Consider the following 13,283-nt stretch of genomic DNA (forward strand, 5'->3'; position numbering starts at 1 on the left):
AATTCGATGCAGTCGGTGTATTCCGTCACGCGCGCGCAGCGGACCATCTATTTCGGTCATCAGCTCGACGCCACCGGGCACCTCTACAACACCGGCATGTACACCGAGACCATCGGTGACGACATCGACATCGACCGGATGATCACGGCGATCCACTCGGTCCTCGACGCCGCCGAGACCCTGCACGTCAACTTCGACGTCGACGCCGACGGCAATGTCGTCCAGATCCGGCGCGCGACCCGCGAGTGGGACCTGCCGGTCATCGACTTCCGCGGCGAGGACGACCCGGCCGCGGCGTCCGACCGCTGGATGCGCGCCACGATGAACGAACCGCAAGATCTAGCCCGCGACCTGCTGTTCCGATTCGCCATCCACCGCCTCTCCGACGACACCGTACGGCTGTACCAGCAGTACCACCACATCGTGAATGACGGCTACGGCATCGGTTTCGCGACCACCGCGATGACCAGGGCGTACGTCGAAGGCAAGGGTCCCGACCGCGCCGCGGAGTGGACGCTCGAACGGTACGTGCGCGTCGACGAGGAGTACGTCGCGAGCGAACAACGCGAACTCGACCGCCGCTACTGGCTCGACGAACTCGCCGACCTCCCGCAGGTGACGCGCCTGCTCGGCTCTGGTCGCCTGTCGAGCCCCGGAGAACTCGTCGCCTGGTCGCACATCGACGCCGACGGACGCGGCCGGCTCGAGCGGTACGCCAAGGCCCACGGCACCCGGCCCGCCACCGTGCTCATCGCCCTCCTCGGCACCTATCTGGCCCGGGCCACCCGCCGCCGTGACGTGGTGATCAGCCTGCCCACGACCGCGCGCGGCACCCGCGAACTGCGCACCGTGCCCGCGATGGTCGCCAGCGTCCTGCCCCTGCGCTTCGACGTTCCCGACGACGCGCGCCTGGCCGACGTCGCCGAGGTGATCGACGGCAAACTGCTCGGCCTGCTCAAACACGGCCGGTACCGCGGTGAGGATCTCGGTCGCGAACTCGCCGAGATCGACCCGGACTGGCGGCCCCCGACCGTCGGCGTGAACATCATGCCCGCAGCTGCCTCGCGGTACTCGGTCGGGCGGGAATCGCAGGCGCACATGCTGTCCTCCGGGCCGGTCGGCGAACTGGAATTCATCCTCGTGCTCGAGAAGGCCGGGCACCCGATCGAGATCGGACTGCGCGGTCATGCCGACGACGCACCGCTCGCGCAGCGCTGCGCCGCCGATCTCGACGACTTCCTCGCCGCGATCCTCGACGACCTCGACGCGCCGCTCGGCACCTTCGACGTCGCCCCGGCGCCGGCCCTCGGCGACAGCTCCGAGGCCGACCACGAGGACACCGCCGCCGGACCGCTCGCGCTGCTGCCGGCCACCGCGCGACGCCGCGACGCCGGACTCTCCGTGGACGCCGACCTGCGCGAATACCGCGTCCCGGCTCCGGAGGATCTCACCGACGACGCCGTGCTCGCCGCGGTCGCCGCCGTGGTCGAGCACCACCCGGCGCTGCGGACGACCCTCACCGCACCGGCACCGGTGCTGTGGCTGCTGTCGGTGAACGACACCGCCGCCGTCGACGTCCGGACCCTCGTCGCGAACGCCGCCCTGCCGGTGGGAACCGCGACCGCCGACCTGCCCCTGCGCCCCGACGCCACCGCCGGCCGGGTCCTGACCGCGGTGCGGCTCACCGCTGCGGACGAGAGCGCCGGGGAACTGGTCTTCCTCGCCCCCGCCGGGCTCGTCGACGAGACGTCCTGGTCGATCGTCACCGCCGACCTGCACCGTGCCCTGCGCGCCGCCCGGCGCGGCACGCAGATCGTGCTGCCGCCCGTGCCCACCTCGCCCGCGACCCACGCCCGCGTCTTCACCGAGCAGGCCGCCTCCCCGCAGCGACTCGCCGAGCTTCCCGACTGGATGACCACCGTCGCACCCGGTGCCGAGTTCGCCGCAGCGGTGGCCACCGGCCGCACACGGACGCCTGTGACCCTCACCCTGACCGACGACGAATTCTCCATGGCGACCACCGCAGTGGCCGGTCTCGTCTCGGGCGTCTCGACCGATGTGTGGACCGCGGTGACCGCAGCCGCGGTCGCGAACACCCGCGAGAGCGGCGACGGTGAACTGCTCGTCGACATCGTCCGCGACGGCCGCATCGCACTGGCCCCCGACGCCGACCTCACCCGCACCGTCGGCGCGCTCGACTGGACGACGCCGGTGCGGCTGGCGCTCGCCACCGATCCGCTCGACGCCCTGCGCACCGCGAAGGAACGCCTGCGCGCAGCCCCCGACCGGGGCATCGGCTGGCCGATGCTGCGTTACGCCAACGTCCAGGCCGGACCGGCCCTCGCGCCGCTCGGACAGCCACAGGTGCTCGTGCGGAGCGGCGGAGACCGCATCGGCAACTACCTGCTCGATATCCACGTCGAACGGGGAACCGGCGGCGCCACGGTGCATCTCACCGCCGACGAGGCGCTCGATCCCGATCTCGTGGCCGGGCTCGCCGAGGCATGGCGCGCGGCATTCGACGATCTCCTCGGCCGCGCCGACGCAGCTTTGGGGCGGACCTGTCTCACTCCGTCCGATCTCGGGCACGTCACGCTCACGCAGACCGAGATCGACCGCGTCGCACGGATCGCGCCCGTGCGGATCGAGGACATCTGGCCGCTGTCGCCGCTGCAGCGCGGCCTGTACTTCCAGTCGGTCTTCGACTCGTCGAAGGACATCTACACCGCCCAGTTCTCGCTCGACTTCGGCCACCGCCTCGACGTCGAACGCCTGCGCCGCGCCGCCGCACGTCTGCTCGCCGAGAACCCCACCGTGCGTGCCGGTTTCACCGACGACGGTCTGGCCGACCCGGTGCAGTTCATCGGCGCGGCGGATCTCGAGGTGCCGTTCACCGAGGTCGACCTCACCGACCTCGACCCCGCCGAGCAGCAGGCCCGCGCCGAGAAACTCATCGAGGAGGATCGGCTGCAGCCGTTCGACCTCGCGTCCCCGCCGCTGTGGCGCATGCTGCTGCTGCACCTCGACGGCATCGACCGTCTCGTCGTCAACCGCGAATTCATCCTGTGGGACGGCTGGTCCGGTGCGCTGTTCGTCGACGAACTGCTCGCCCGCTACGCCGGTGACGAAATCGCGGCGCCCGAAGCGGGTTTCACCGACTACCTGCAGTGGCTCGCCGCCCGCGACCGCGCCGCCGCCGAGCAGGCCTGGCGCGACGAGTTCGCCGGTTTCGACAAGCCCACGCTGCTCGCCGGATCCACCCGCGACCGCGCCGCCATCGTGCCGCTGCGCATCGAGTCGTACATCGACGAGACGCTCACCGCGACACTGCGCGATCGGGCCCGCAGCACGGGCGTCACCCTCAACGCGTTGATGAACGCCGTCGTCGGCCTGCTGCTCGCCGCCGAATCCGGCAGCACCGACGTCGTGTTCGGCTCCACCGTCGCCGGGCGGCCCACCGAGATCGTCGGACTCGACCGCGTGGTCGGCATGTTCCTCAACACCGTCCCGGTGCGGGTGCGCCTGTCCGGCGCCGAGACCGTCGCGGACCTGCTGCGCCGCATGCAGGACGAGTACGCCGACCGCATAGAGTTCGAGTATCTCGGACTCGGCGACATCCTCCGCGCCGTCGGTCATTCCGAACTGTTCGACACCCTGTTCGTACTGCAGAACTTCAAGGACGCCGACGAGATGGCCCGGCAGTCCGCGCGGCACGACATCCTCGCCGAGGACAGCCTCGACCACACGCACTATCCCCTCGCGATCGTCGTGTCGCCGGGGCGGACCATGCACGTCAAGATCGACTACCGGCCCGACGTCGTCGACGGTGCGCGTGCCCGGGCCCTGCACGACCGCTTCGTGGCGCTGCTCGACTTCGTCGCCCGCGGAGTCGATCTGCCGGTCGCGTCCGTGCCCGCACTGACGGCCGCCGAACACACCGTCACCGACGCCCGGCTGCGCGCCGAGATCCCCGAGGTCGAGGACGTCACCGTCGCCGAGATGCTCATCGCCCGCGCCGCGACCGACGCCGACCGCATCGCCCTCGTCTCCGGTGAACAGAGCAGCACCTACGGCGAACTCGCCGGCCGCGTCGAAGCGCTCGCCCGCACCCTCATCGCCGGGGGAGCGGGACCCGAGACCATCGTGTGCCTCGGTCTGCCCCGCAGCATCGACACCGTCGTCGCGCTCTTCGCGATCCTGCGCACCGGTGCCGCCTACCTGCCGCTCGAACTCGACCAGCCCGACGAGCGTCTGCGCACCGTCATCGACGACGCGCTGCCGGCGCTGTTCCTCACCACGACCGCGGTGCAGAACCGTCTCGGCCTGCCCGCCGACCGCAGCATCCGCCTGGACGAGCCCCTCGCCGCGAGTACCGCGCCGTTGACCGACGCCGAACTCGGTGCCTTCGCCCCGGGTCGCCCGGGCCGGCTCGAGCACCCCGCCTACGTCATCTACACCTCGGGGTCCACCGGCAAGCCGAAGGGCGTGGTCACCCCCTATCGGGGCCTGACCAACATGCAGCGCAACCACCAGGACGAGATCTTCGATCCGGTGGTCTCGTCGGTGGACGGACGCCGGATGCGGGTCGCGCACACCGTGTCGTTCGCTTTCGACATGTCGTGGGAGGAACTGCTCTGGCTCGTCGAGGGCCACGAGGTGCACGTCTGCGACGAGGACCTGCGTCGCGACGCCACCGCGCTCGTCGAGTACTGCAACACCCACGCCATCGACGTCGTCAACGTCACCCCCACCTACGCGACGCAGCTGATCGCGGACGGCATGCTCGACGAGGGTCCGGGACAGCACCGCCCGCCGCTCGTTCTGCTCGGCGGTGAGGCCGTGTCGGATTCGGTGTGGACGCGCCTGCGCGAGACCGATGGCACCCTCGGGTACAACCTGTACGGCCCCACCGAGTACACCATCAACACCCTCGGTGGCGGCACCGACGACAGCGCGACCCCCACGGTCGGCGTCCCCATCCGCGCGACCCGCGCCTACATCCTCGATCCGTGGCTGCGACCCGTCGTCGACGGTGTCGTCGGCGAATTGTACATCGCGGGTGTGGGTCTCGCGCGCGGCTATCTGAACCGTTTCGGGCTCACCTCCGACCGCTTCGTCGCCGATCCGTGGTCGGCCGGTGGCCGCATGTACCGCACCGGCGACCTCATGCGCCGCCGCACCGACGGCAACCTCGACTATCTCGGCCGCGTCGACGACCAGGTCAAGATCCGCGGTTACCGCGTCGAACTGCACGAGATCGCGGCTGTGCTCGAGGAGCACCCCGAGGTCGGTACCGCGGCGGTGATCGCCGTCGACGACCCGCTCGTGCCCGGCACGAAACGACTTGCCGCCTACGCCGTTCCGGTCGGTGACGGTGACCCGTCCGACCTGTCGTCGCGGCTCGTCGCCCACCTGCGCGCCCAGTTGCCCGACTACATGGTCCCGGCCGGGGTACAGCTCATCGATTCCGTGCCGATGACCGTCAACGGCAAGCTCGACACCCGCGCCCTGCCCGAACCGCAGGCCGCCACGGGCCTCGGTGGACGCGCCCCGCGCACCGAGACCGAGAAGGTCCTGTGCGAGGTCTTCGCCGACGTCCTCGGGGTCGACGAGGTCGGCGCCGACGACGACTTCTTCGAACTCGGCGGGCACTCGATGATCGCCATGCGGATTGTCGGCCGCATCCGCTCCGAACTCGGTGTGGACGTCACCATCCGCGACCTGTTCGAGGCTCGCAGCGTCGAGGAACTCGCCCGCCGCATCCCCGGCGCCGCAGCGGCGCTCCCGCCGATCACCGCGCGGACGCGCCCCGACCGGGTGCCGCTGTCGGCCGCCCAGGAACGCCTGTGGCTGCTCCAGCAGTTGCAGGACGACAGCCTCGCCTACCACTACGCGCACGTCGCCCGCCTCGACGGCGCGGTGGACGCCGATGCCCTCGTCGCGGCGGTCGCCGACGTCGTGGAACGTCACGAGAGTCTGCGCACCGTCGTCGATTCCGAGGACGGCACGCCCTACCAGCGGATCCTGGACACGCCCGAGGCCGTGCGCTTCGAACTGCACGAGACAGAGTCCGAGGATGCCGTCCGGGCGCTGCTCACCGAGCGGCTCACCGCGTCGTTCGATCTGCACACCGACCCGCCGCTGCGCGTGGTGCTGGTGCGCGTCGCGCCCGACCGGCACGTCCTCGCAGTGGTGCTGCACCACATCGCGACCGACGAATGGTCGGATGCGCCGCTGCTCGGCGACCTCACCCGCGCCTACCAAGCCCGGTCGGCCGGCGCGACACCCGAATGGCCTCCGCTGCCCGTCCAGTACGCCGACTACACGCTGTGGCAGCGCGAACTGATCGAGGCCGGCCGGATCGACACCCAGATCGACTACTGGACCGACACTCTCGCGCAATTGCCCGACGAGATCGTCCTGCCCACCGACCGGCCCCGCCCCGCGCGGACGACCGGAGCGGCGGGCAACACCACCGCGACGGTCCCCGCCGACATCGCCGCCCGCCTGCGCACGGTCGCGGATGCCCGCGGCGGCACGATGTTCATGGCGCTGCACGCGGCCGTCGCGGCACTGCTCTCCCGGCTCGGCGCGGGCGACGACATCGTCGTCGGCACCCCCGTCTCGGGCCGTTCCGACACCGCACTCGACGAACTCGTCGGTTTCTTCGTCAACACCCTGGTGCTGCGCACCGATCTGTCCGGCGAGCCCACCTTCGCCGAACTCCTCGACCGGGTGCGCGAGACCGATCTCGCGGCGATGGCGCACCAGGAGGTGCCCTTCCAGCAGCTCGTCGAGCGACTCGCACCGCCGCGCGTCGAGGGACGGAACCCGCTGTTCCAGGTGATGATGAGCTACCTGCAGCGCCCCGCGCAGCTGCCCGACCTGCTCGGTGTGCCCACCCGCTGGGAACCGCTGAGCAACGTCCGCGCCAAGTTCGACCTCAACCTCACCTTCGTCGACGCCCCGGACACCGGCGAGGTCGCCGTATCGGTCGAGTACGCGACCGACCTGTTCGACGCCACCATGGCCGACACGCTTCTCGCCGCGCTGCTCACTCTGCTCGATCAGGTCGCGAGCGCACCCGCGGCCCGGATCGGCGACGTCGCGATCCTCGACGCCGACGAGGCCGCGGGACAACTCGCCGTCGGCACCGGCGAGCGCGTCGACTTCGCTCTCGCCCCGCTGAGCGAGGTGCTCGCCCGCAGCGCCGCCGAGCACGCCGAACGGCCGGCTCTCGTCGCGGCCGACCACACCCTCACCCATGCCGCCCTCGACGCCGCCTCGAACCGCCTCGCCCGCGAACTCGTCGCGCTCGGCGCCGGTCCGGGTGCGATCGTCGCGGTCGCGGTGCCCCGCTCCGTGGGGCAGGTCGTCGCGATCCACGCCGTCGTGAAGTCCGGTGCGGCCTACCAGCCGATCGACACCACGCTGCCCGAAACGCGCATCGAGTACCTGCTCGGCGATGCGCATCCGCGAGTCGTGCTGACGCGCAGCGACATCGAACTGCCCGGCGAGCATCCGCGACTCGACCTCGACGACACCGAGGTGCGTGCCCGCATCGACGCCCGCAGCCCGGAGTCGGTCACCGACACCGACCGGATCGCGCCGCTCACCCTCGACCACCCGCTCTACGTCATCTACACCTCGGGGTCGACGGGTCTGCCCAAGGGCGTCGCCGTGTCGCACCGCGCCGTGGCGAACCGGCTCGAATGGGTGCGCCGCGAACTGCCCGCCTCGCCCGACGACCGGGTGCTGCTGCGCACACCCGCGACCTTCGACGTGTCGGTGTGGGAGTTGTTCGCGCCGTTCGTCGACGGTGCGAGCGTCGTCGTCGGCGGACCCGACGCGCACCGCGATCCCGTCGAATCGGCGACCCTGCTGCGCGACGGGAACATCACCGTCGCCCACTTCGTGCCGTCGATGCTCGAGGAGACCCTCGCCGTGCCCGCCACCGCGGACGCCGCGAGCCTGCGCCGCATCGTGTGCAGCGGTGAAGCACTGTCGCCGCGCACCGTCGCACGCGCGGCGACGGTGCTCCCGCAGGTGAAGGTCCACAACCTGTACGGCCCGACCGAAGCCGCGGTGGAGGTGACCCTCGACGCCGACCCGAGTGCCCGGATCGGTTCGCCTACCCGCGGTTCCGTCATCGGGCGGCCGGGCGCGAACGTGTGCCTGTACGTGCTCGACCGGTATCTGCGCCCCGTGCCGGCCGGCACCCCCGGTGAGCTGTACATCGGGGGAGTACAGGTTGCGCAGGGCTACCTGCGGCGCCCGGCGCTCACCGCCCAGCGGTTCGTCGCCGACCCCTACGGCGATCCCGGCGACCGGCTCTACCGCACCGGCGACCTCGCACGCTGGGACGCCCACGGCGACCTCGAATATCTCGGCCGCGGCGACGACCAGATCAAGCTGCGCGGTCTGCGCATCGAACTCGGCGAACTCGAGGCGGCTCTCGACGCCGTCGACGGTGTCGCCCGTGCTGTGGCCGCGATCAAACCCCGTCCCGCAGGCGATTCGGTGCTCGTCGGATATATCGTTCCCGCAGCGGAAGTCGCGGTGGATCCGGTGGCGGTCCGTGACGCACTCGTCGGACGTGTGCCCGACTATCTGCTGCCCGCACGGGTTCTCGTGATCGACGCGGTCCCGACGACCTTCAACGGCAAACTCGATCGCGGTGCCCTTCCGGCACCGGAGTTCGACACCGGATCCGGACGGCAGCCGCGTACCGAACTCGAGGCGACGATCGCGACTCTGTTCGCCGACGCGCTGGGACTCGACGAGGTCGGTATCGACGTCGACTTCTTCGCGCTCGGTGGGCATTCCCTCGCTGCGATCCGGCTCGTGAACGCGATCCGTTCGGAGCTCGGCGCGGATCTGGCCCTGCGCACGGTCTTCGACGCCCCGACGGTGGAGTCGCTCGCGCAGCGGTGCGCGGCCGCCGGGCAGGCGTCGCCGCGACCCGCGCTGGTGGCGGCCGACCCGCGACCTGCGATGGTGCCGCTGTCGTACGCGCAGCAACGCCTCTGGATTCTCGACCAGCTCGGGGCCCGCGGCGGCGTGTACAACGTGCCTGTCACGTGGCGGGTGCACGGGCGCGTCGACGTCCCGGCACTCGAAGCGGCCGTGCGCGACGTCGTCCTGCGTCACGAGGCGCTGCGCACGGTCCTCCCGAGCGCGGACGGACAGGCCTACCAGCAGGTGCTCGCGCCGGACGAGGTCCGCGTGGTCGTCGACCACCGCTCGGTCGCCGCGGCCGATGTCCACGATGCGCTGGCCGAGGCGATCGATCACCGCTTCGATCTGTCGGCCGAACTGCCGGTGCGGCTGTCGGTCCTCGACGCCGGGGACGGCACCGTGGTGGCGCTGGTGATTCACCACATCGCCGTCGACGAGTGGTCGACCAAGGCGCTGCTCACCGATCTGGTGACCGCCTACGCGCTGCGGGAGGTGGGGCAGGCACCGGAGTGGATGCAGCCCGCCGTGCAGTACGCCGACTTCACGCTGTGGCAGCGCGACCTGCTCGGCGACCCGGCGGATGCGGAGTCGCTCGCCGCGCGTCAGCGCGCCTACTGGCGCGACGCCCTCGCCGGCCTGCCCGAGGAACTGCCGCTGCCGACCGATCGGACCCGTCCGGCCCGCACCTCCTATCGCGGTGGCGCGGTGCCATTCGCGCTCGACCCGGAGGTCGTGCGGGCACTGCGGGAACTCGCACGCGCACACGACGTCTCGATGTTCATGGTCGTGCAGGCCGCCGTCGCGGTGCTGCTCGCCGCCTACGGCGGCGGCGAGGACATCCCCCTCGGCACCCCGGTCTCCGGACGCGGCGACGCGCAACTCGAGGATCTCGTCGGTTTCTTCCTCAACACCCTCGTGCTGCGCACCGACCTGTCCGGCGACCCCACCGTCGCCGAACTGCTCGACCGGATCCGCCGCACCGACCTCGAGGCGTTCGACCACCAGGACCTGCCCTTCGAGCAGGTCGTCGACGCGGTGCTCGGCTCCGACCGATCCGTCTCGCGGGCCCTGCACCCGCTGTTCCAGGTGATGATCGTTTATCTCGTCGAACCCGATCCGCGCAGTGCGGGTGGGCTCACAGCGGGTGTCACCCCCGAACCGCACCCGATGGAGACCTCGAAGTTCGACCTGTCGTTCGACCTCGTCGAGTATGTGGGCACCGACACCGTCGTCGGCGTCGTCGAGTACAGCTCCGACCTGTACGACCGCTGCACCGTCGAACGTCTCGCCGCCGGACTCGACCGGGTGCTGCGCACGCTGGCCGGGGGAGAGGCGCACCGGCGCCTGTCCGCCATCGACGTCCTGCCGGCCGACGAACGCGCCCGGCTCGAACAGTGGCGGGCCACACCGGCACCGGTCGCCGAAGCCGTCACCGTCGCGGACCTGTTCGACGACGCGGTCGCCCGCCATCCGCACGAGACCGCGCTCGTGGCAGGCGATCTCGAATGGAGCTTCGCCGACCTCGCGTCCCGGGTCCGCCGGTGGGCGCGGCTGCTCGTCGACCACGGTGTCGCTCCCGAGACCCGCGTGGCGCTCGTGCTGCCCCGCACGGCCGACACGATCGCGGCGATGCTCGCGGTGCTCGTCTCCGGCGGTGCCTACGTCGCGCTCGAACCGCGCACTCCCACCGAGCGTCTCGCGACGATCCTCGGCACCGCGGAGCCGGCCGTCGTGCTCACCACCCGAGAACTCGCGTCGTCGCTGCCCGCGGTGGACGCGCCGGTGCTCGCGCTCGACGACGAGACGCTCGCGGCGCGGGTCGCCGGCTACGACGACGCCCCGCTGACCGACGCCGACCGGCTCGCACCGCTGCGCGCCGACCACCCGGCCTACGTCGTGTACACCTCCGGCTCCACCGGCACACCCAAGGCGGTCCTCGCCCTGCACCGCGGCCTGACCGCGCTGTTCCACAGTCACCGCGCCGACCTCTACGCGCCGACGCAGGCACGGACCGGACGCGACCGGCTCCGGGTCGGCCACGCGTGGTCGTTCGCCTTCGACGCGTCCTGGCAACCGCAGCTGTGGCTCTTCGACGGGCACGCGGTGCACGTCGTCGACGAGAAGGTCCAGCGCGATCCGGCCGAGATGGTCCGCGTCGCCCACGAATCCCGCTGGGACTTCGTCGAGGTCACCCCGTCGCACCTCGCGCAGCTGCTCGATCACGGACTCGCGGACGACGGACGGTGCCCGGCCTCGCTCGGCTTCGGCGGCGAGGCGGTCTCCCAACCGATGTGGGACCGGTTGCGCGGGCTGGACGGCGTGAGCGCCTACAACCTCTACGGGCCGAGCGAGAGCACCGTCGACGCGCTCGTCGCACGGGCTTCGGACGCCGAGGCGCCCGTTGCGGGCCGACCGGTCGCCGGCACCCGGGCCTACATCGTCGACCGGTGGATGCGTCCCGCGCCGATCGGTGTGGAGGGCGAGCTCTACCTCGCCGGTCGTGGACTGGCCCGCGGCTATCTCGCCGACCCGGGTCGCACCGCCGACCGTTTCGTCGCGGACACGATCGATCCGGAATTCCCCGGAGACCGCATGTACCGCACGGGTGACCGGGCCCTGTGGACGCCCGACGGACACATCCGCTACCGCGGACGCGGCGACGACCAGGTCAAGATCCGCGGATACCGGATCGAACCGGCCGAGATCGAGACCGTGCTCTCGTCGCGACCGGACGTCGCGACCGCAGTGGTGCTCGCCCGCACCGATCTCGGTGCGACGGCACGTCTCGTCGCCTACGTCGTCCCGGCCGCCGGGCACACCCTCGACGCCGAGACGCTGCGACGCGCGGTCGCGCGGGTGCTCCCCGACTACATGGTGCCGTCGGCGACGGTCGTGCTCGACGCCCTGCCCACGCTCGCCAACGGCAAGATCGACCGCGCAGCGCTGCCGCGACCGGAACTCGCCCCGCGAACGCACCGGGCACCGTCCACACCGGCCGAAGAGCTGCTGTGCGCCCTCGCCTCCGAGGTCACCGGCGTCGAGCAGGTCGGCGTCGACGACGATCTGCTCGAACTCGGATGCGACAGCATCTCGGTGATGCGGATCCTCGGCGGACTGCGGGCGGACGGATACGTGATCGACGCCGAGTCGATCTTCACCGCCGGGTCGATCGGCGAACTCGCCGCGACCCTCCACGAGGACGAGATCCGCGGCGCCGGGAACGGACACCCGGACGACGGACCTACGAAGTGTTCCACAGCAGAGGAGAATCGATGAGGATCCACAAGCGACTGCGCCGGATCGGCGTCGCCCTCGCCGCCACCGCCATGCTGGTCGGTGTCACGGCGTGCGGCTCGGACACCGACAGCGGCAGCTCGTCCGGCAGCGCGACGGCGGCGAACGGCGAGTTCCCGGTCACCGTCTCCGGCAAGTTCGGCGACACGACCGTCGAGTCGGCCCCGACCCGCGCCCTGCCGCTGTCGCCGCAGGACGCCGACATCCTGCTGTCGTTGGGCGTCACCCCGCTCGCGCTCCCCGTCGATGCCCAGAACCTCGCGGCGACCGGCGGCACCGGCGTGTGGCCGTGGGAGGCCGAAGCACTCGGCGCCGACGTCCCGCCGCTGCTGAACATGGACGGCGGTGCCACGGTGATCGCCGAGCAGATCGCCGCGCTGCAGCCCGACATCATCGTCTCCACCGGCTTCTGGGGACTCGAACAGAACACCTACGACCAGCTCGCCGAACAGTTCCCCGTCGTCCACTTCGACTACCGCGCCAACGGTGAGCCGTGGCAGGACTCCACCCGCAAGATCGCCTCGGCCCTCGGCATCCCCGAGAAGGCCGAGGAGGTCATCGAGCAGGCCGAGGTCGATCTCGACGCCGCCAAGGAGCAGTACCCCGCACTCGAGGGCGCGACCTACAACGCGATCATCGGCGACACCGGTGGCCAGCTGTCGGTACTCGCCGCCGACGACCGCGGCATCGGGCAGTTCCTGAACTCGCTCGGCCTCGAGCTCAGCGAGTACGCGAACACACTGCAGGTCGATGCGGACGGACGCGGTGTGCTGTCCTACGAGGAGATCTCGCAGCTCGACGCCGACCTGCTCGTGGTCGTCTCGCCCACCGGCGATCTCGGATACCTGACCAAGTTCGAGGCGTGGAACCGTCTTCCGGCCGTCGAGCGCGGCGCGGTCGTCTCGCTCGCCCGCAACACCGGCATGCCGAACGCCGTGGGCTTCCCGTCGGCGTTGTCGCTGAAGTGGGCCACCGACGAGATCGCTCCGATGCTCGCCGACGCCGCCGCGAAGTCCGAGTGACGGCCCGGC

Annotated in this window: 2 protein-coding genes; both read left to right on the forward strand. The window is 71.2% G+C overall.

Annotation, left to right across the window (positions count from 1 at the left end):
* The first annotated feature begins 6 nt into the window (after positions 1-6).
* A complete protein-coding gene (locus LPH33_RS06065; RefSeq protein WP_229567429.1) occupies positions 7-12,234 on the forward strand; it encodes a non-ribosomal peptide synthetase in 12,228 nt (4,075 codons plus the stop codon).
* On the forward strand, positions 12,231-13,274 hold the full coding sequence (locus tag LPH33_RS06070; RefSeq protein ID WP_006553897.1) for an ABC transporter substrate-binding protein: 1,044 nt from the start codon (positions 12,231-12,233) through the stop codon (positions 13,272-13,274). The genes LPH33_RS06065 and LPH33_RS06070 overlap by 4 nt, the downstream gene beginning before the upstream one ends.
* Positions 13,275-13,283 lie beyond the last annotated feature (9 nt).

This window comes from Rhodococcus sp. RDE2 (genome assembly GCF_020885655.1).
GTDB classification, from domain to species: Bacteria; Actinomycetota; Actinomycetes; order Mycobacteriales; family Mycobacteriaceae; genus Rhodococcus; species Rhodococcus pyridinivorans.